The sequence below is a fragment of the Janthinobacterium sp. SUN100 genome (assembly GCF_030397705.1).
Lineage (GTDB): Bacteria > Pseudomonadota > Gammaproteobacteria > Burkholderiales > Burkholderiaceae_D > Janthinobacterium > Janthinobacterium kumbetense.
Genome location: NZ_JAPUBU010000001.1, coordinates 368,700 through 387,093 on the forward strand (window position 1 = coordinate 368,700; position 18,394 = coordinate 387,093).

Annotated in this window: 19 protein-coding genes; 11 read left to right on the forward strand and 8 right to left on the reverse strand. The window is 59.3% G+C overall.

Going from position 1 to position 18,394, the window contains the following annotated elements; all coding sequences use genetic code 11:
* Positions 1–18 precede the first annotated feature (18 nt).
* A complete protein-coding gene (locus tag O0881_RS01415; protein ID WP_289909760.1) occupies positions 19–1,761 on the reverse strand; it encodes a TIGR04141 family sporadically distributed protein in 1,743 nt (580 codons plus the stop codon).
* Between the two features lie 95 nt (positions 1,762–1,856).
* Positions 1,857–2,663: a lipid II flippase Amj family protein gene (locus O0881_RS01420; protein ID WP_289909762.1), complete on the reverse strand. Its 807-nt coding sequence runs from the start codon at positions 2,661–2,663 to the stop codon at positions 1,857–1,859.
* A gap of 269 nt (positions 2,664–2,932) precedes the next feature.
* Here O0881_RS01420 and O0881_RS01425 point away from each other — a divergent pair, with 269 nt between their 5' ends.
* Entirely contained in the window at positions 2,933–3,388 is a 456-nt protein-coding gene (locus O0881_RS01425; protein ID WP_211549426.1) for a tellurite resistance TerB family protein, read from the forward strand.
* A gap of 13 nt (positions 3,389–3,401) precedes the next feature.
* On the opposite strand, the gene O0881_RS01430 is transcribed toward O0881_RS01425, so the two are convergent.
* The 4 genes from O0881_RS01430 to O0881_RS01445 all read right to left on the reverse strand — a co-directional run bounded on the left by O0881_RS01430 (position 3,402) and on the right by O0881_RS01445 (position 5,796).
* Entirely contained in the window at positions 3,402–3,929 is a 528-nt protein-coding gene (locus O0881_RS01430) for a hypothetical protein (protein WP_289909764.1), read from the reverse strand.
* Positions 3,930–3,992: 63 nt separating this feature from the next.
* Entirely contained in the window at positions 3,993–4,385 is a 393-nt protein-coding gene (locus tag O0881_RS01435; RefSeq protein WP_289909765.1) for a hypothetical protein, read from the reverse strand.
* A 33-nt stretch (positions 4,386–4,418) separates the two neighbouring features.
* Positions 4,419–4,868 carry a hypothetical protein gene (locus tag O0881_RS01440; protein ID WP_289909766.1) on the reverse strand — a complete coding sequence of 150 codons (450 nt, stop codon included), beginning with the start codon at positions 4,866–4,868 and terminating at the stop codon, positions 4,419–4,421.
* 187 nt (positions 4,869–5,055) lie between these two features.
* Complete coding sequence (locus tag O0881_RS01445) at positions 5,056–5,796, reverse strand: LuxR family transcriptional regulator (protein WP_289909767.1); 741 nt, start codon at positions 5,794–5,796, stop codon at positions 5,056–5,058.
* A gap of 292 nt (positions 5,797–6,088) precedes the next feature.
* Between O0881_RS01445 and O0881_RS01450 the strand changes: the two genes are divergently transcribed.
* From O0881_RS01450 to O0881_RS01460, 3 genes are all read left to right on the forward strand, one after another.
* Positions 6,089–6,427, forward strand: a complete 339-nt coding sequence (locus O0881_RS01450; RefSeq protein WP_289909768.1) for a hypothetical protein — start codon at positions 6,089–6,091, stop codon at positions 6,425–6,427.
* A gap of 34 nt (positions 6,428–6,461) precedes the next feature.
* Entirely contained in the window at positions 6,462–6,965 is a 504-nt protein-coding gene (locus O0881_RS01455) for a DUF3304 domain-containing protein (protein ID WP_289909769.1), read from the forward strand.
* 68 nt (positions 6,966–7,033) lie between these two features.
* Positions 7,034–7,531, forward strand: a complete 498-nt coding sequence (locus tag O0881_RS01460; protein ID WP_289909770.1) for a DUF3304 domain-containing protein — start codon at positions 7,034–7,036, stop codon at positions 7,529–7,531.
* Here the strand turns inward: O0881_RS01460 and O0881_RS01465 are convergent.
* Positions 7,423–8,019, reverse strand: a complete 597-nt coding sequence (locus O0881_RS01465) for a hypothetical protein (protein WP_289909771.1) — start codon at positions 8,017–8,019, stop codon at positions 7,423–7,425. The genes O0881_RS01460 and O0881_RS01465 overlap by 109 nt on opposite strands.
* 227 nt (positions 8,020–8,246) lie before the next feature.
* Between O0881_RS01465 and O0881_RS01470 the strand changes: the two genes are divergently transcribed.
* The 7 genes from O0881_RS01470 (at position 8,247) to O0881_RS01500 (ending at position 16,630) form a co-directional block, all read left to right on the forward strand.
* Positions 8,247–8,930 (forward strand): VWA domain-containing protein, encoded by a 684-nt coding sequence (locus O0881_RS01470; RefSeq protein ID WP_077404035.1) that lies wholly within the window; start codon positions 8,247–8,249, stop codon positions 8,928–8,930.
* 14 nt (positions 8,931–8,944) lie between these two features.
* A complete protein-coding gene (locus O0881_RS01475) occupies positions 8,945–9,703 on the forward strand; it encodes a PP2C family serine/threonine-protein phosphatase (RefSeq protein ID WP_289909773.1) in 759 nt (252 codons plus the stop codon).
* Positions 9,700–12,066 carry a hypothetical protein gene (locus O0881_RS01480; RefSeq protein ID WP_289909776.1) on the forward strand — a complete coding sequence of 789 codons (2,367 nt, stop codon included), beginning with the start codon at positions 9,700–9,702 and terminating at the stop codon, positions 12,064–12,066. The genes O0881_RS01475 and O0881_RS01480 overlap by 4 nt, the downstream gene beginning before the upstream one ends.
* Positions 12,067–12,075: 9 nt before the next feature.
* On the forward strand, positions 12,076–13,422 hold the full coding sequence (locus O0881_RS01485; protein ID WP_289909777.1) for a toxin-antitoxin system YwqK family antitoxin: 1,347 nt from the start codon (positions 12,076–12,078) through the stop codon (positions 13,420–13,422).
* 17 nt (positions 13,423–13,439) lie between these two features.
* Entirely contained in the window at positions 13,440–14,660 is a 1,221-nt protein-coding gene (locus tag O0881_RS01490) for a toxin-antitoxin system YwqK family antitoxin (protein ID WP_289909778.1), read from the forward strand.
* Positions 14,657–16,048, forward strand: coding sequence for a toxin-antitoxin system YwqK family antitoxin (locus O0881_RS01495; protein WP_289909779.1), 1,392 nt, complete (start codon positions 14,657–14,659; stop codon positions 16,046–16,048). The genes O0881_RS01490 and O0881_RS01495 overlap by 4 nt, the downstream gene beginning before the upstream one ends.
* Positions 16,049–16,291: 243 nt before the next feature.
* Complete coding sequence (locus O0881_RS01500; protein ID WP_143451311.1) at positions 16,292–16,630, forward strand: hypothetical protein; 339 nt, start codon at positions 16,292–16,294, stop codon at positions 16,628–16,630.
* 63 nt (positions 16,631–16,693) lie between these two features.
* Here O0881_RS01500 and nadB read toward each other — a convergent pair whose 3' ends face one another.
* A complete protein-coding gene (gene nadB / locus O0881_RS01505) occupies positions 16,694–18,307 on the reverse strand; it encodes an L-aspartate oxidase (RefSeq protein WP_099664111.1) in 1,614 nt (537 codons plus the stop codon).
* Positions 18,308–18,394: the final 87 nt, after the last annotated feature.

An 18,394-nucleotide genomic window follows, 5' to 3' on the forward strand; every position in this document is an offset into this window, starting at 1 on the left:
TCTTGTGGAGTAAAATAATTACAGTATTGCGACTTCCTCTATATCCGTGCCGGCGATAGATACTGAGTATTGCCGTTCAGATAAGCTTCGATAGGCGCCAACCAAGTTTATTTTACTGAAAAAAGGCAGGTCCTCTCTAACTGAGGCACATTTTGCCCCTAGCACTAAAAAAACCACTTCATAGTCTTTTGCCATAAATTTTATTTCTGGAATAAGTTTTTTGGATTTATACTTTAGCTTAGCTCTGGCGTTTGTTCTAAATTTCTGGTCTGATATTAATAGCTCTGCTGCAACTCTTCCTTGTGCAAATAAATGACTCAATCCACTGGAATTACCCTTCTTATGTTTTACATGAATGAATTTATTTCCCATCAATAAATCGCAAACCTCGATTGGCGAGGCGCTTGAATCGGACTTAACTAATTTCTTGTCTAGCAGATCGCACTCTAATAAGGCAGAAACTCTTATATTGTAGTCGCCTTCAGACTCGTAAATATTGTTACTTTCTTTCTTTGGGATAGCATCTTTGGAGTCTTTTCTGATTTTTTCATTTTTCTCCTTCGGAATCATCTTTACTTTTGGGAACGCAATTTCTGATATCGGTATAAGGTTTAGCGCATCGTTGACTCTTTTAATGTAATCTTGATCTATGGTAAACCACTCTTTGTCAAATAGTATGTGTAATTTGTCGCCGTCTGAATATTCAAAGTAAATACAGTCGTATATGGAGAAGGAGGTTGCTTCGACCTCTTTACTTTGGTGGCAAAAAAGTCTATGCGATTTTAATTTCTTGATTGATATTTCATCGGGTGGATTGGTTAAGTAATAGTCAGATATATCAGGGCTGGACTTGTATTCTTTTTTTGAATTTGTATAAGAAAAACCAAATATATCACCCCAATCAATGATGCTTGGCAAGGTGAGTTTTATTTTTTCGGTATCCTTTGCCTTAAGTTTTTCCAGTAGGGCAATATTTAGCTTTTCAATTTCTGCGCCATTTTTAATTCTTTGTATATTATCAACCCAAGCAAATCTGTCCTTGTAATCAGGTTGCAATGACTTTTTTGCTACTTCTTTGGCAATATCAAATAATTCTGAGTAATTGAAAATTGTGGCAGAGAAACTATAGTGTCCGCCACTGCCTGATATTCCATGCCATGGTATTCCTTTTATTGCATCGCCTGTTACTGCCTTCAATACATCTCTACTAACGTCTACACCAAAATCATTTATGTTTGAACTTTTTGTTGCTTGACTTCTTTTCTGAATTGGTGCGACGTCAAGAGATAATAGATCAACTGAACGCAATGTGTCGTGATTTAATGTGTTTAACGCAGCTTTAATTCCGAAATCACTAGATAAATCATCGTCATTTAATAAATATCTGCCATATCCGAACGAAAAGGCAATAATTCCATCTTCTAGTCGCAGCAGTAAAACAGCTGATGATGAAAGTGTTTCTAGTCCGGGAACTTTTTTTCCATGTATTTTATCAAGATAATTCGCCCATATTGGTCTTGTTTCATCTGTAGGTTTTTTCTTGATATAAATAATTCCATCAAGTTCAAAAGTTTTATCGATTTCTAGGGTTTCAACATCTTTAATGTCTACGCTTAATAGTCCTGATAAGTTGGCAATCTTCTTTGATGTATAGAAGGCACTTAAGTGTATGGTGAAAGGCTTTTCTTTATTTTCAAGCCCTTCTTCTTTATTCTTGTAGTCTTCTATAGGTATTGCATCAACTAGATTATCTATTTTCATGATTTATCTCGCTATTGTAATTGCAGTTGATTTTAGTGATTTTATATAATCAATTTCATTGTGTTGCTTTTTAAGTAGCTTATCGGCGTGGGAAATCACAATCCCTTCGCCACCCCCACAATCACCATCGCCGACGGCACCAGTAAAAACTGCGCAATCAGCGTGCCCGCCAATCTGCTGCCCACCAGCCACACCACCGCCCGTCTGAACTGCGATTCTTCGATCTTGCCTTCGATGACGTCATCCGTCATGCCCGACATGTGCGGGTCGATGAAGACGGCCATCATGATGGTGGCGCCGCCGTTGATGATCGATGACAGGGTGCTGGAGGTGACGCGCACGCTGGGGTCCAGCACGCCTGCGTACAGTGCCGCGAAGACGCCCACCGTCCACAGGGCCGTGGCGATGACGTTCATGGCGGTCATGGAGATGGAGACGCCGGATTTTTCGCGCAGGCCCGTGACGTTGGCGGGCTTGGGCAGGCTGGCGGAAGTCTTGAGGTAGGACAAGCCGCCCTTGAAGACGGCGTGCAGCAGCAGTTTCGATACCGACCTGTGTACCTGGAAATGTTCGACGGCGCGGCAGAAGGCGCGCTGGAAGGTGGGGATCAGTATCGCGCCCAGTATCGTCGCCAGGCTGGCGGAGAACAGCAGCCAGCGGAAGTCGCCCAACAGCGTGCTGGCGGCCACGTGCTGGTCGATTCCCGTTTCCACGCGCTTGGCGAGGAATGGCCCGAGGAAGGAATTCGATGTGCGCGACAGCAGCATCAAAATGCTGAACAGGGCCAGGGACACGGCGATGCGCCGCGTGCGGATGCCGGCGATGCGCACGGAATAGGCGAGGGTGCCGATGATGTGGATGATGAACGTCAGTGCGCAAATCAACAGCAATTGCTTGTCCATCACAACCTTGCAGTGAAGAAAATGTAATTCCATGCTGCCATGAAGTTACTTATTTTTCAACTGCAAATTATTTAACGTTGCGTGTGGCTCAATTGGTGTTGGATTGCAGTTGTTTTTCAGGGCAAGGCATGGCGATCGGCAAACGCGGCGCGCTCAGTGGCGTGCTTGTTGCTCGTCCCTTGCTTGTATTTCAAGCTTGCACCCTCAACTATCCCAGGTGGCGGCATTTCTTGCCGCTGAACATGCACCAACCAACCCGGAGGTACACCATGAGTTTCGATTCTTTTTTGTCCAAACTGAAGAGCAAAGCCAGCGAACTGAAAACCGAGGCACTGAAGTACAAGAACAAGGATTTCCTGAATGCCGCGATGGCGGGCTCGGCCCTGATCGCCATGGCCGACGGCAGCGTCAGTGCGGAAGAGAAGCAGAAGATGGTGAAGTTTATTGAAAGCAATGACGCGCTGTCCGTGTTTACCACCACGGATGTGATCAAGGCTTTCCAGGAATATGTCGGCCAGCTGGAGTTCGACAAGGATATCGGCGAAGCCAAGGCGTATCAGGCGCTGGGCAAGATGAAGTCGAATGTGGAGGCGTCGCGCTTGCTGGTGCGCATGATCATCGCCGTCGCTTCATCGGACGGCAATTTCGACGCCAACGAGCAGCGCGTGGCCAGCAAGATCGCGCGCGAGCTGGGCTTGACTCCGGCGGAGTTCGAGCTGCAGTAAGCACCGGGCTAGCTTAATCCTTGTCCCACCACGGCGGTGCGCTCTCCGACCTCGGGCATGCCATCTTCAATGGACTTATCTTGTAGCGGATCTCGATCACCTGCCCATGGTGAAACGGACCGCGTATCCAGTCGCCGGAATTAAAGAGGTAGGACTTGCCATTGATGCAGCGTTCGGTCGGCAGGTCGCCGATGGGGCCGGTCGAACGCAGGGTGACGCGCACTTCGCCAGTGGCGTCGAGCGGCGCGTCGGCGCTTGCATACAGTATATCGATGCCGACATCGCAGACACTGGTGCTGCCTATCTTGCTGCAGTACTTGGTATACGTTTCCTGGCGCGCCATGACCATGTGATCTTCATGCCGCATCGGCTTGCCATCGTCAAAGGTAAAGCGCAGGATGACTTGCGTGGGCTCGCTGGCAGGATGGCGCGTCGTGCTGGTGCAGGCGGCGCTGACGAGGGCCAGCAAGGGCCAGGCCAGCAGGCGCAGGACGCGGCGCAGCAGCGCCGGGATCGGGTTGTTGCCGGATGGATGCTGCATGTAGCGTTGCCATTTGTCTCATGAACGGGGCGCCGATCATAGCATGCGCCGGCAACGGTTCCGCTAGCGCGCGCCGCGATTCAATTCCTGCAACACTTTCTTGCACAGCACACCATATCCCACGCCCGTGCCCCGTTTGTGGGCGGCCAGGTCGTAGCCGGCGCTGATGTCGTCCCACGCCACGCTGCCGGGCAGGGGGCGCAAGTCGTCGTCGAGGTCCATCTCGAAATGAATGAAGTGGCCATCGGCGCTCAGCAGCTTGCCGTACACGGCGGGCATGCCGGGGCAGGCCAGTTTCAGGTCGAGCATGAGGGCCGTGCCCAGCGCCACGCCATGGCTGGCCGCGCACTGGCGCAAGGCGTCGGGCAGGGGACGGGCGCGCCACCAGGCCGCCGTCTGCTTGATGGCGGCCTGGGTCAGCGCGTTTTGCTGTTGCACAGAATACTGTTTGCTCATGGCTGTCACCCATGCGGCATGCGGCTTGCCGCCCTAACGCGATGCCAGGCTCATGCTTTGCACATGGGCGGGCACAATTTCGCCGCTGGCCAGTTTTTCGGCGGGTACCCGCATCAGCACTTCGCCGCCCACGCTGCCGTCGTCGCGCAAGTCGATGCGCATGGCCAGCTGCTGGTCGAGCGCCACGAAGCTGTCGCTGCCGGTGGCGACGATGCGGTGTTCTTCCTGGTCATTGATGCGCGCGTACATGATGGCGCCGATGTTGCCCGCATTGCGCAGGTAGAGCACTTGTCCGTTCGATAACTCATAGCCGCCGCGGAACGGGGCAAACCTTTCCGCACTCATGAAATGTCTGTGTGCCGGCAATTCGATCGTTTGCAGGCGTCCGCCGGGAACGACGACGGTCTGGTTGTCGGGGAGCGTTTGTGCATTTGCCAGCAGGGCGCAGACGCCCAGGGTGCCGGCCAAGATCCATGTTTTCATTTCTTTACCCATCCTTGAACTGTGGTGCCGTTCCGCTGCCGGCGCGGCGATGTTGATGTGGGTGACAGGGAAACCGAACCGGCTGGTCCGCAAGCGCTGCTGTCAGTCTGGCAAGGCGCGGGCTGCCGGTCTTGCCAGTGTAGTCAGGCAATATGCAGCGCGCATCATCCGATCGGATGACACGGCCTCATGCATCGAGTACGGCCAGGTGCGCCGTGGCGCCGTGGATCAGGGCGATCAGCTCGCCCTGGCGCCGCGTATCCGTCTTTAAATAGGTGTGGTGCAGATGCGTCTTGACGGTGTTGACGCTGATGCCGCCCTGTTCGGCGATTTCTTCGATGGTGGCTCCCTGCGCCAGCGCCTTGCCCACTTGCGCCTCGGCTTGCGTCAAATCAAACAGTTGGCGCAAGGCAGGGACGGACGTGCACGTTTTCGTGGGGTCGCGCGCGATCAGCAGGGCGCAGGTGGGCTGGCAATCGGCAAGCGGGGTGACGGTCAGGGCCAGCGGCGCTTGCTGCTTGCGCGGCAGGCGCAGCGACTGGCATTGCGCTGCGCCACCGGCGCTGGCGATCACCAGGCGCACGGCGCGCACCAGGGCGGGCGGGGCCGCGTGTTCCAGTTGCGCCGCATGCAGGGCGTGTCCGGCGGGGGTGGCGAAGCGCAAGGCGAGGTTGCCATCGAGCACCAGCACGGCCGCGCCCATGGCGTCGAGCGCCGCCAGGGCGCAATGGCTGGCCAGTTGCGCCTCGCGCAGGCGTTGCTGCAGGCACAGCGCGCGTTGCAGATGCGGCAGGAGTTCCTGCCATTGCTGGCCGTTCAGTCCAGCGTTGTCGAGCTGCGGCCAGTCGCCCGTGCCGCAGGCCGAGTCGTACATGGCGCCGATCAGTTTGCCCACATCCGCGGTGACTGTCCCTGTCCCTGTGTGCATGCTTGCCCCCAATCCTGATTACATCAGTGTGCCGCAGGCGTGCAGGTGCGGAACTGGGTAAGGGCGGTGTTGCGCAGCGATCAGCCCCACCTTTGTGAGGAGGGGCAGGTCGCTGCCTTCTGTCCTGGGCAACTATCAAGATAGTACATGCGCGGCGCCACCGCAATGCGGCGCCGCCGATGCAATCGTGCTCCTGGATAAAAAATTCCCCGATACAATAAAAAATTGTCAAAAAATATAAACTCCAGGCGTGAGGCGGGAGTCGCATGCCATTCACTTGGCGAAAGTTCTTATGCAACCAAGCAAGCCTTACCCGACGACGTTCCCGGCGCTGGCCCTGTGCGCGGCGCTGGCGTTTATTGGTGGCAACCCCATGGCGCAGGCTGCCGACAAGGCGGCGCCGCAAGCCTCCAGCGGTGCGCGGCAGGTCAAGGTCAAGCCTGCCGATACCGCCAACCTGGTCAGCCATCTGCGGCGCGTGATCATGGATGAAACGAATGACACGCCGCCGCGCGTGCTCAATGCTTTTGTTGCCAAATACCAGCAGCGCGCGCTCGATGCGGGAATCGATGACCTCGACCGGCAGACGCAAATAGGCAATCGTCGAGGCGTGACAACAATGCAGAATTGACGTGTCATTCATACGCGATTGCCGAGGGTATCCCATGGTCAAGAATCTTTTTTCGATGAAAGCGGTGCTGATCGGATTCCTGTGGCTGTTCACGGCCTTGCCGCATGCCGCGCAGGGCAAGGAAAGCCGGGAGCTGACGGTGAATCTGAGCGGCTACAATCATACCGATCACGGGGTGGGAAGCTATGAGGTGACCTTGCAGAACGGCGCCACTGCGGGGGCGGGCTATCTGGACGCGGGCCAGGGCGGCGGCGGATTGACGTGCTGCCTGTCCATTCCCCGCGTGTGGCAAGCGGGAATGACGGCAAATATCGTCATGCATACCATCAAGAATGGCAAGGATATCCGCGTGGAACAAACAGTGCCGGTGCCGAAGTATGCTCCCGCCGATGCTGGCCGGTTCGTCGTGCATTTTCTGCGCAACGGCAAATACAAGGTGTTTGTCACCCGATACCTGCTCGGCCATCGTAAATACCCGCTTTCCGGAACAGAGGCACAATTGGAGCGCGGCATTCCCATTGAAATTATCTGGGAGTGAAGACGCTGCGTGGCAGAGGTTGCATGCACATGAAATTCCCTGTCATAACTGGCTGGATTGAGGGCTAAATGATATTTTTCTCGAAAAGTAAATATGCCGCCTGCTTCGTGTGCATGGTCTTGTCGCTTTTGAATGCCGGCTGTGCGAGGAGTGAACGACAAGTCGCCGTGAGCCTGACGGCCTACAACCATGGCGAGCATGGCGTCGGCAGTTATATGGTGACACTGGCCGATGGTTCGTCGGCGGAGGCCGGTTATCTTGCTCCTGGCGAGGGTGGCGGAGGAGACACTTGCTGCCTTTCGATACCGGCGGCATGGAAGCCGGGGATGCAGGCGGCCGTCGTCATGTATACGGTAAAAAACGGCAAGGATATCCGCGTGGAGCAAACCGTGGCGGTGCCGGAGTATGCTCCCTCCGATGCTGGCCGGTTCGTCGTGCATTTTCTTCACGATGGCAGCTACAAGGTCTTCGTGACCAAATACTCGCTGGGGCATCGAAAATATCCGCTTTCCGGCAAGGAGGCGGAGCTGGAGCCGGGCGTGCCCTTGGAAATCATCTGGGAATAGTGCTGCTGACCTGCGGCTGTACGTCGCGCACCGTCGGCTATCAGGTTTTGCAGCAGCATCCGCGATTTCGCGTCCGTGACGCGGACATCCTCTATCCTCGCGAGCAACTCGCCTGGATCAAATTTTTTAATTAATTTGCAATAATCTTCTGTTTCTCGCGGACAGAATTCGAGTTCCAGCAACGCAACGGTTTTTGCTGTCAAGACACGTCGCTGCATCTCGGACAGCAGGTCGGCACGTTGCCTTAACGCCCTGGCGAAACCGCTCTTGATGAGCTTGCCAAAGGGCATGCCAGGATCTTTTGTCAATATCAGGACGGCGACGCGCACGGCAGTGGCGTTGCCGTTGCGGATGTCCAGCGCCACTCGCCTGCACACCTGCGACAGCCGCAGCCCTGGATGGGCGATTGGCGGCCCGGCATCGAACGGGTCCAGTTTTTCTCCCAGGAATTCTTCCAGCTCTTCCAGGCTGGCGATCGGTATCATCATCAAGTTTGCTTATATGGCCGTTGCCGGGCGACCTGAATGGCGCAGTGTACGAGGTTGTTGCTTTCAGAGCAAGTTCACCGGGCGCGCGATGGGGGAGGGATGAAAAAACCCCTGAAAATTAGTACTTTGATAGCGCATGGCGCAATCCCAAGCAATCGGACGCATGGAAAACATATCCATAGGGTAAGCTTCGGCCCTAAGCTATTTCGCAACTCTATCAAAATTACATGACCTCCATAATGATCCCCGACGTCGCCCTGGTCGACAATACCGAACAACGCACGCCGCTGGTGCTCGTGCTGGACTGCTCCGGCAGCATGGATGGCGAACCCGTCTCGCTGCTCAACGAAGGCCTGGCCTTGCTGGAACAGGAACTCAAATCCGACGTGATCGCCGCCAAGCGCGTGCGCATCCTGGTGATTCAGTATGGCGCGCACGACGAGGCGGTCGTCGCCAGCAACTGGTGCGACGCCATGGATTTCACGGCGCCTCGTCTTGAAGCGAACGGCACCACGCCGACCGGCGCGGCCGTGGAACTGGCGCTGGCGGAAATCGAGCAGGAAAAGCAGCGTTTCCGCCAGGCAGGCGTGGCATACACGCGGCCGTGGCTGTTTTTGATGTCGGACGGCGAACCGACGGACCGCTGGCAGCATGGCGCCGAACAGGCGCGCGCGGCCGAGCAAGCGAATAAAGTGGCGATCTTCCCCATCGCCGTGGGCGACCATGCGAATATCGATTCCCTGGGCGAATTCTCCAGCCGTGGCGAGCGGGGCGTGAAGCAGCTGAAAGGCTTGCAGTTCCGCGAACTGTTCCTGTGGCTGAGCGCCAGCATGCAAGTGGTGTCGCAATCGCGTCCCGGTGCGCAGGCCCAGCTGGCCTCGACGGACGGCTGGTCGGTCGTGAATACGTGAAAGCCCGCTGATCCATGACTGCAGTACAGACTATCTGGCGCGTGTTCGGCGCCTCCGTCACGGGCAAGGCGCACCTGGATAAAGACATCGCTTGCCAGGATGCGCACGCGCACGCCGTCGTGAACGACGTGCTGGTCGCCATCGTCTGCGATGGCGCCGGTTCGGCCCGGCTCAGCGAGCAGGGCGCGCAGTTTGTTGCAACGCAAACCGTGCAAGCGCTGGCCGGACGGCTGGAGCAGGGCGCCACCGTGCAGGATTTGCATGACGGCGCGCTGGCGGCCACCCTGGCGCAGATCCGCGCCGCCCTGGACGACATCGCCCGCGCCGCCAATGCCACCCTCGACGACTACGCTGCCACCGTCGTCGGCGTGGTCATGGGGCAAGATGCTGGCTTCTTCTTCCACCTGGGCGATGGCCTGGGCGTGGCGCAACTGGGCGATGGCGGCGAACTGATCTCGCTGCCCGCCAACGGCGAATACGCCAACGAAACCTATTTTCTGTCGGGCGAGCGCTGGCGCGAACAGTTGCGCCTGTTGCCGATTCCCCAGTCCGCGCCCGGCGTGGTGCTGATGTCGGATGGCTGCATGCCCTTCGCCATGAGCAAGAACAATGGGGGCCTGTACGCGCCGTTCATGGATGCCGTGCAAGGCTATCTGCGCACGGTCGCAAGTATCGAACTGGGCAATACGGCGCTGGCGTCCACCCTGGCCGACCCGCGCACGCACCAGATCACGGGCGATGACAAGACCCTGCTGCTGGCCTTGCGCGCATGAGCCGGAAGCAAGGCGTGACACCCGGCCTGAGTCCGGGTGGAAAAATCTGGCTGGATAAAGTCCGCAGTTTGATCTTGGGCAAACTCGTCAAGAGCGGCGGCGCGGGCAGCGTGTACCTGCTGCCGGGCGCACCCGCGCAGGTTGCCAAGCTGTACCACCCGCACCTGGACCGGGCCGCCAACCGGCGCAAGCTCGAAGCGATGCTGGAATTGTCGCCCGAGCTGCCCGATCAAGTGGAAAACGGCAAGCGCTACGTCCAGATCGCCTGGCCGCAAGCGGCCGTGTTCGATGGCCAGGGCGGCTTTGCCGGTTTCGTCATGCCCTTGCTGGACATGGCGCAGACGGCCGAGCTGGAACAGATCATGCAGGAGCGCCAGGCGCGCGCGGCAGGATTGCCCACGGGACTCGGTCCCAAGCTGACCCTGGCCGCCAACCTGGCCGCCGTCATCGATGCGCTGCACCAGCAGCAGCATTACGTGGTCGATCTGAAACCCGTGAACCTGCGTTTTTACCGCGACTCGCTGTATATCGCCATGCTCGATTGCGACGGTTTCAGCATCCAGGGCCATGCGGAGCGATTTCCTGCCGAGCAATTCACTGCCGACTACCTTGCGCCGGAATTTCAGCGCAAGGGCATGCCGGCGGGCACGGAAATGGCGCAAGACCGCTTCGCCCTGGCCGTCATCATCTTCCAGTTGCTCAACTTCGGCATCCACCCGTACAGCGGGCGGCCCGGCAATGCGCAAGTGGCGACCGACATTCCCGGCCGCATCCGCGACGGCTGCTACGCGTACGGCGTGAAGCGCCACAAGCAGCTGGCGCCGAACGCCACCAGCGGCCATGCGCTGATGCCGCCCGAATTGCGCGCCATGTTCGACCGCGCGTTTTCCCAGTCGCCAACACCCCAGCGGCCCGCGGCGGCCGACTGGGCGCAGTTGCTGCGCGGCTATGCGCAGCGCAGCGGCGGCAAGCTCGTCGTGTGTGCCGCGCATCCCGAACACCAGCATTTTGCGGGCCTGGGCTGCGCCGCCTGCGCGCGCGACAAGGTCATCGGTGCGGCCGCGCAAGCCTCCGTGCAGGCGCAGCAGATGCAATTGCAACAACCGCCGCCGCAGCGCAGCGCGCGCCGCACGGCGCCGGGACAGGCGCCCGTCGCCATTTCCGCTGCGAATTGGGCTGGCAATGTGGCCGGCAATGTGGCGGGCAACGCGGGCGGCGGCATCACGGGCAAGGGCTGGGCTGTGGTGGTGCTCTTGATCGTGCTGTTCCTGATCGGCTTTACGGCCTGGACCTCGTCGTCCGATGAAGTCAAGGACAAGGCCAACTTGCAGGCGCAAGCCGACCAGGCGGCTGGCCTGGAAGTATTTCGCTGGCGCCCGCGCAAGGCGGCAGGTTTCCAGCCGTCCGATGCGCGCAAGGCCGTGCGCAGCCTGTCGCAAGCCGTCAGCAAGGGCGACGATGACGCCGTCACGCGCGGCTTGCAACTGCTGTACCGGGCAGGCGAAGAAAAGCAGTCCGGCTACGGCGGCGATCGCACGCAGGCGCAGCTGCGCGCCTCGTTGCTGGAAGGCCTGGGCTGGGTGCCCGGCTATCAGCCGGCGCTGGTCGCCAACTATCTTGATCTACTGCAAGCCAACCCGCGCGACCATCTGGTGGCGGCGGCCATGGGCCGCATGCACCTGAGCGTGAACGAACCGCAGGCGGCGCGCCAGTACTTCGAGCAAGCCGTGTGGGCGCGTCCGACCGATGGCACGGCCTGGCTGGGCATCGCGGCTGCTGCACAGCTGCGCGGCGGCGACGAGCGCGATGCCGTCAATCTGGTGGCGCTGGCGCGGTTGACGGCTTACCGTTATGCCGTGCAGAACGCCTTGCCGGCGGACCCGGGCGAGCCGGCCGACAATGGCGTCGCGCGCACCATGCAGCGCATGGACCTGACTGCCAGGGTGTTGCGCCTGGCGCAACCGGGCGCCTACCAGAAACGCTGGGACAAGACGCTGGCCGATGGCGCGCTGCTGGCGCAAAAACTCCAGGCCATGCCGCCGCTGCGTGACCAGGTCGGCGGCGTGCAGCGCGAGACGATGACGACGGTCGATTATGGCGTGCTCGATGCAAAGCACGCGACGGGCGAAAACCGCTTGATCCTGTCGATTGCCGCCGACGGCAGCCTGACGCTTGCGGCAGCGGAATTGCCGATGGAACCCATGCTCAACAAGGCGCTGCTCGATAGCGTGCAGCGCTGGACCTATCTGCCGGCCGTGCAGCACGGTCAATTGATGGATGTCAAGGTGGTGGTGCTGGTGCGTTACCGCGATGGCCGGGTCAGCTTCGTGCCGGGCGGTATAGCCGTCACGGCGGAAAATTAGAGGAATAGCATGAAAATCAAGACGATATGCGCCGTGCTGGGCGCTTCCTTGCTGTATTCAGCCATGGCGCAGGCGGAAATCGTGCAGCGCCTGGTGGTGACGGCGATGGCCAGCGAGCCGGATAGCGAAGGCGGCGATGTGTTCACGATTGCCGGCACGACGGCCTGCGGCGGCAAGCAGATACGCATGGATGCGCGCTCGGTGAACCTCGACGAGGCGCCGTACGAGGCGCTGAAAGTCCGGCTGGCTGAACGCATGCGCGCCAGGACGCCCATGCTCGTCACCGTGAAAAAATGCCCGGAGGATGCGAGCGTGCCCATCGTGCGCCAGATCGCCGCCTGCACGCCGGCCGCCTGCGCCGATGGCCGGGCGCGACTGTACCTGCACGAGCGTTTCTACCCCGTCGAGCAGGAAAACGCGCCCAACGTGCTGCTGTTGCCCCTGCCGAAAGGCAAGCTGCCGGGCACGTGGAAGGTGGAGATTGTCAGCGTGGCGGGCGGCAAGCTGCGTCTGTCGGGCCAGGTCAACCGCGCCGACTATGCGCAGGGCGAGCTGGTGGGCGGCTATGTCACGTATTACCCTGATGGAAAAATCGAGAAACAGGTGGCGCAGGATGGACAGGGACGGCAGGATGGCGTCACCAGCCTGTATCGCGCGGATGGCAGCCTGGAATCGCGTGGCAACTGGCGTCATGGCTTGCCGGAAGGCACGCACCAGCAATATCACGCCACGGGCCAGCTGCGCGAGGCCAGCGTGTACCGCAAGGGACAGCGCGTGGACGGCCCCGTGCAGACGTTTGACGCGAATGGCAAGTTGAGCACCAGTTACGTGCTGCGCGATGGCCGCATGGAAGGCGAACTGCTCTCGTATTTCCCGGATGGAAAAGTAGCCGGCCGCACGCAAGTGATCAAGGGCAAGTTCAATGGCCGCAGCGCGGAATACTATCCCGATGGCGCCGTGCGCGCCACCATGACGCAGGTCAACGATTTGTCGGTCGGGGAAGCGCTGGAGTTCTATCCCGACGGCAAGGTGCAATCCCGCCAGCAATATGGCGACGAAGGCGGGCTGCTCAGCGTCCGACGCTACAGCCCGCAGGGCGTGCTGGTGCTGGAAAGACGGTGGGATGCGCAATTGCGCGAGCAGGGCACGTCGCGCTCGTGGTATGAAAATGGCAAGCCCGAGCAAGCCATCGAGTACGTAAACGACCGGCGCGACGGCTGGAGCCGCAGCTGGCACGAGGATGGAAGCCTGAAGAATGAATGCCAGTATCTGGCCGGCAAGGCCCAGGGTGACTGCGGCGAAGCGCCGCCGGCGCCGGAACTGCAGCGCAAGGAGCAGGCATGGCGCGCACTTTGAAACATTTGTTTGGCGCCATGCTGCTGTTGCCGGCGCTGGCCCATGCCGAGATCGTGCAGCGGCAAGTGGTCACGGCGATCACGGCCGCGCCCGGCGGCGGCGATATCCTGACCGTGGACGAGGACACGGGCTGCGGCGGCAGGCTGGTGCGCATGGAGGAAGGGGAGCTGGCAAAGGGGGATGCGTATGCAGTGTTGAGGGCCACGCTGGCCAGGCGTATCCGCGACAAGACGCCGATGCTCGTCACATTGGCCCGTTGCCCGGTGGTGGGCGCGACGGGCGATGCGGCCCTTCCGCTGGTGCGCAAGCTGGCGGCTTGCCAGCCCGGTGCTTGCGCCGATGGCAAGGCGCGCCTGTACCTGGATGAACATCTGGTCCCGCAAGAAAAACGGCTGGCACCTTATATGTTGGTGTTGCCCTTGCCGCCAGGAAAATTACCCGGTGCGTGGCAGGTGGAGATTGTTCACGCAGTGGATGAGAAGAAACCGCGCATGTCGGCCCAGTTCGATGCGGCCGATTTTGTGTCGGGCAAGCCGGTGGGCGGCTATACCGCCTATTACGACGATGGCAAGATCGAAAAGCAGGTGGGACTGGATGCGCAGGGCCGCAAGGATGGCTTGAGCAGCAGCTTCTATCCCGATGGTCTCCCGGAAACACGCGGTGCATGGCGTCACGGTCTGCAAGAGGGCGTGCATGAAACGTTTCATGCTACGGGGAAGCTTTTGGAAGCGTTCACCTACCGCGACGGCATGCAGGTCGACGGGCCGTTCGAGGCGTTCGACGAGGATGGCAATCTGGTTGCGCGCCAAACCTTGCGGAACGGCAAGCTGGACGGTGAAATCATTACCTTTTTTCCTGATGGCAAGGTTGCCAGCCGCGCGCAGGCCGGCGATGGCATGCTCAACGGCCTGTGCACCGAATACTATCCCGATGGCAGCGTACGCAGCACGGTCACGCGAGTCAATGATAAGGCCACCGGCGATGCTCTCGAATATCACCCGAATGGAAAACTGGCCAGCAAGCTCACATACGGCGATGACGGCAAGCGGCGCAGCGCCCGCAGCTTCAATGAGCAGGGCGTGCTGATCCTTGAAGAAGCGTGGGATCCACAGGAGCGCCTGCAGGGGACGATCCGCGCATGGCATGACGATGGCAGCTTGAAAAGCGAATGCCGGTATGTGGCCGGCAAGGCCCAGGGCGAATGCGGAGTGGCGCAGCCATCTCCGGAAACATTATGAAAGGAGCAAGTGTGGCGCGCACTGAATTGAAACGCCTGCTTGGCGCCATGCTGCTGTTGCCGGCGCTGACCCACGCGGAGATCGTGCAGCGGCAAGTGGTCACGGCGATCACGGCCGCGCCCGGCGGCGGCGATATCCTGACCGTGGACGAGGACACGGGCTGCGGCGGCAGGCAGCTGCGCATGGATGCGGCGTCAGTCGGACTGAACGAGGAGCAGTATGGCGTCATGAAGGCCGAGCTGGCCAACATGATACGCGACAGGAATCCCTTGCTCGTGCGCCTGCGCGCCTGTCCGGCGCCCGAGCGGACAGGCGCCGAGGCCAAGGCCGAGGCCATTCCCGTCATCCACATGCTGCGCGGCTGCGATGCGCACTGTGCCGACGGCAAGGCGCGGCTCTACCTGAACCACAACCTGTCGCGCGGCGAGGTGATGGAAGAGGCGCGCTATGCGCTGGTCCTGCCGCTGCCGCCCGGCAAGCTGCCCGGCACCTGGCAAGTCGCGATCTATCATGTGCGCGAAGGCGAACCGAAGCGGCTGATTGGCCACGTCAACGCTCCCGATTACCTGCGCGGCAAGCTGGTGGGCAACTACAGCATGTATTACCCGCATGGACAAGTCGAGATGCAGATGGAGCGGGATGGGCGCGGCGTGCAGGAGGGCGTGCAGACTCTGTATTACCCGGAAGGCAAGGTTTCCATGCGTATTACGTGGCGCAATGGCGTGCAGGACGGGGAGGAGCAGACTTATCACCAGAATGGCAAGCAGATCGCGTCGCGCACCTACCGCAACGGCGCCCGCGCCGATGGTGTGATGGAAACGTTCGACGAGGACGGCAAGCTGAAAACGCGCACGACCCAGGTCAAGGGCAGGACGGATGGCGAATTGCTGCGGTTCTATCCGGACGGCGCCGTGGAAAGCCGCAGCCAGCATGACAACGGCGTCATGACGGGACCGAGCACCGGATATTTTCCGGATGGCAAGGTGCAGCGCACTGCCACCTACGTGGACGGCAAGCCTGTCGGCGAGAGCGTCGAATATTACCCGGACGGCAAAGTCGCCAGCAAGCGCACGCACGTCGATCACTTTGTGTTGCGCAGCGAACAACGCTTCAGCCGGGCCGGCGTATTGATCGTGCACAAACTATGGAACGCGGGCGGCCGCGAGGAGGGCGCCTTGCGTTCCTGGTATGCCGACGGCAAGCCGAAGCAGCTGATCGAATACGTGGATGGCGAACGCCAGGGCTGGACCCGGCACTGGCGGGAAGATGGCAGCGTGGAAAGCGAATGCCGCTATATGGCGGACGAGCCGCAGGGCGCATGCACGGGCGAGTCGGCCAAGATGTCGTACACGGAAGATGGGATTGAGTTTGAGATGCCGGAGGATTGATATTTGACGTGTATTCCAACGGTGCTGCGGCAGTTTGATAAATACCGCATTTATCGAGATGGTTGCATATTTACTACAGAAAATCAGTCAATTTCCTCTATTTGTATTGGAAAGAAATACTTTATTTTTTACCTATGAGAATTGGCCTATAGTCACCATACCAAAAAATATAGCCTCAAGGAAACGGCAATCTTTTTTGCGGGCGCAACGACACGCCACTATGCCGGAACCTGAAAGAAGTAAATGATCAAATACTTAGCGATATCAATGGTGTTGTTCACCAGCATTGCCAATGCCCAAGTGCATGTAAATGGGTACACGAAAAAAGATGGAACTTACGTGGCACCGCATCAAAGAACCGCACCTGACAGCACCATTTCGAATAACTACAGCACACAGGGCAATGTCAATCCCTACACGGGGAAGGCTGGAACTGTTCCAAATCAAGCAGATAGTTCTTACGGATATCAGCCTCAGGCAAAGCCAGCGCCACGCCAAGAGATTCAGCCACTGCAACCTCTACCATCGTTTCAACCAACGCAGCCATTGCCACAGCCGTCTGTGTGGGGAACGCAAAAATAAAAGAGCGGTCTGATGAGCCGCCAGGGAGTATGCCAGTGAGGCATCTCCCCAATCACGAACAGTTTACCGGTGCGGCGGCGTCAGCACACTCGCTATCGCCTTCGGTAACGTTTCCGGATAATCGCGGCTGAAGTGCAGGCCGCGGCTTTCGCGGCGGGACAGGGCGCTGTTGACGATCATCGAGGCCACGTCGACGAGGTTGCGCAGTTCCAGCAAATCGTGGGTGATGCGGAAGTTGCGGTAGTACTCGTCGATTTCTTCCTTCAGCAGGGCGATGCGGTGCTGGGCCCGCTCCAGGCGCTTGGTCGTGCGCACGATGCCCACGTAATTCCACATGAAGCGGCGCAGCTCGTCCCAGTTGTGGGAAATCACCACTTCCTCGTCCGCATCCGTGACGCGGCTTTCATCCCAGTCGGGCAGGTATGGCGTGCCCAGCTTTTCCTTGCTTTCGATGTCTTGCGCGCAGGCGCGGCCGATGACGATGCATTCCAGCAAGGAATTCGACGCCAAGCGGTTGGCGCCATGCAAGCCCGTGCACGCCGTCTCGCCCACGGCGTACAGGCCCGGCAGGTCGGCGCGGCCGGACAAATCCGTCACGACGCCGCCGCACGTGTAGTGGGCGGCGGGCACGATGGGAATCGGCTGCTTGGTGATGTCGATGCCCAGTTCCAGGCAGCGCGCGTAGATGGTGGGGAAGTGTTCGATGAGGAATTCGGCCGGCTTGTGGCTGATGTCCAGGTGCACGTAATCGAGACCCCGTTTCTTGATCTCGAAGTCGATGGCGCGCGCCACCACGTCGCGCGGCGCCAGTTCGGCCCGCTCGTCGTGCGCCAGCATGAAGCGCGTGCCAGCCGCCGCGCCCGCTTCGGGCGGCAGTTTCAGCAATCCCCCTTCGCCACGGATGGCTTCGGTAATCAGGAAGGATTTCGCATACGGGTGGTACAGGCACGTGGGATGGAACTGGATGAATTCCATGTTCGACACGCGGCAGCCGGCGCGCCAGGCCATGGCGATGCCGTCGCCGCTGGCCGTGTCCGGGTTGGTGGTATATAAATACACCTTGCCGGCGCCGCCCGTCGCCAGCACGGTGTGCTCGGCGGCAAAGGTCAGGACTTTCCCCGTTTGTTCATCCTGCACGTACAGGCCGTGGCAATGCGGTTGCGCGTTGCGCTGGGCCGGCTTCATGCCCAGCTTGTCTGAGGTGATCAGGTCGATCGCGCAATGGTGTTCGAACAGGCTGATGTTCGGGTGGGCGCGCACCTTTTCTTCCAGGGTCACTTGCACGGCATGCCCGGTGGCGTCGGCAGCGTGGATGATGCGGCGCTGGCTGTGGCCGCCTTCGCGGGTCAGGTGGAAACCCAGTTCGGCCGTGGCGTCGCGCGTAAACGGCACGCCTTGCTCGATCAGCCATTCGATGGCTTCGCGGCCGTGCTCGACAATGTAGCGCGTGGCGCTCTCGTCGCACAGGCCGCCGCCCGCGATCAGGGTGTCTTCGATGTGCTGCTGGTGGCTGTCGCCCGAGTCCAGCACGGCCGCGATCCCGCCTTGCGCCCAGTTGCTGGCGCCATCGAGCAGCGCGCGTTTGGAAATGATCGCGACGGTGCGCGTCTCAGCTAAATGCAGTGCAACCGATAAACCCGCCAGGCCACTGCCGACAATCGCTACATCAAATTTCATGACATTTATCTTTTTTCAGGGGAAGCATACTATAGTCCATTTCACATCAATCGGTAATGTGTTGAGATAAATTCTGCCGGTGAAAGA

Excerpts from the sequence above, each read along its gene's own strand:
- O0881_RS01450 (WP_289909768.1), top strand. The coding sequence starts at position 6,089 with ATGCAACCAAGCAAGCCTTACCCGACGACGTTCCCGGCGCTGGCCCTG.
- O0881_RS01470 (WP_077404035.1), top strand. The coding sequence starts at position 8,247 with ATGACCTCCATAATGATCCCCGACGTCGCCCTGGTCGACAATACCGAA.
- O0881_RS01440 (WP_289909766.1), bottom strand. The coding sequence starts at position 4,868 with ATGAAAACATGGATCTTGGCCGGCACCCTGGGCGTCTGCGCCCTGCTG.
- O0881_RS01425 (WP_211549426.1), top strand. The coding sequence starts at position 2,933 with ATGAGTTTCGATTCTTTTTTGTCCAAACTGAAGAGCAAAGCCAGCGAA.
- O0881_RS01415 (WP_289909760.1), bottom strand. The coding sequence starts at position 1,761 with ATGAAAATAGATAATCTAGTTGATGCAATACCTATAGAAGACTACAAG.
- O0881_RS01490 (WP_289909778.1), top strand. The coding sequence starts at position 13,440 with ATGCTGCTGTTGCCGGCGCTGGCCCATGCCGAGATCGTGCAGCGGCAA.
- O0881_RS01465 (WP_289909771.1), bottom strand. The coding sequence starts at position 8,019 with ATGATGATACCGATCGCCAGCCTGGAAGAGCTGGAAGAATTCCTGGGA.
- nadB (WP_099664111.1), bottom strand. The coding sequence starts at position 18,307 with ATGAAATTTGATGTAGCGATTGTCGGCAGTGGCCTGGCGGGTTTATCG.
- O0881_RS01480 (WP_289909776.1), top strand. The coding sequence starts at position 9,700 with ATGAGCCGGAAGCAAGGCGTGACACCCGGCCTGAGTCCGGGTGGAAAA.
- O0881_RS01430 (WP_289909764.1), bottom strand. The coding sequence starts at position 3,929 with ATGCAGCATCCATCCGGCAACAACCCGATCCCGGCGCTGCTGCGCCGC.
- O0881_RS01460 (WP_289909770.1), top strand. The coding sequence starts at position 7,034 with ATGATATTTTTCTCGAAAAGTAAATATGCCGCCTGCTTCGTGTGCATG.
- O0881_RS01435 (WP_289909765.1), bottom strand. The coding sequence starts at position 4,385 with ATGAGCAAACAGTATTCTGTGCAACAGCAAAACGCGCTGACCCAGGCC.
- O0881_RS01495 (WP_289909779.1), top strand. The coding sequence starts at position 14,657 with ATGAAAGGAGCAAGTGTGGCGCGCACTGAATTGAAACGCCTGCTTGGC.
- O0881_RS01475 (WP_289909773.1), top strand. The coding sequence starts at position 8,945 with ATGACTGCAGTACAGACTATCTGGCGCGTGTTCGGCGCCTCCGTCACG.
- O0881_RS01420 (WP_289909762.1), bottom strand. The coding sequence starts at position 2,663 with ATGGACAAGCAATTGCTGTTGATTTGCGCACTGACGTTCATCATCCAC.
- O0881_RS01455 (WP_289909769.1), top strand. The coding sequence starts at position 6,462 with ATGGTCAAGAATCTTTTTTCGATGAAAGCGGTGCTGATCGGATTCCTG.
- O0881_RS01485 (WP_289909777.1), top strand. The coding sequence starts at position 12,076 with ATGAAAATCAAGACGATATGCGCCGTGCTGGGCGCTTCCTTGCTGTAT.
- O0881_RS01445 (WP_289909767.1), bottom strand. The coding sequence starts at position 5,796 with ATGCACACAGGGACAGGGACAGTCACCGCGGATGTGGGCAAACTGATC.
- O0881_RS01500 (WP_143451311.1), top strand. The coding sequence starts at position 16,292 with ATGATCAAATACTTAGCGATATCAATGGTGTTGTTCACCAGCATTGCC.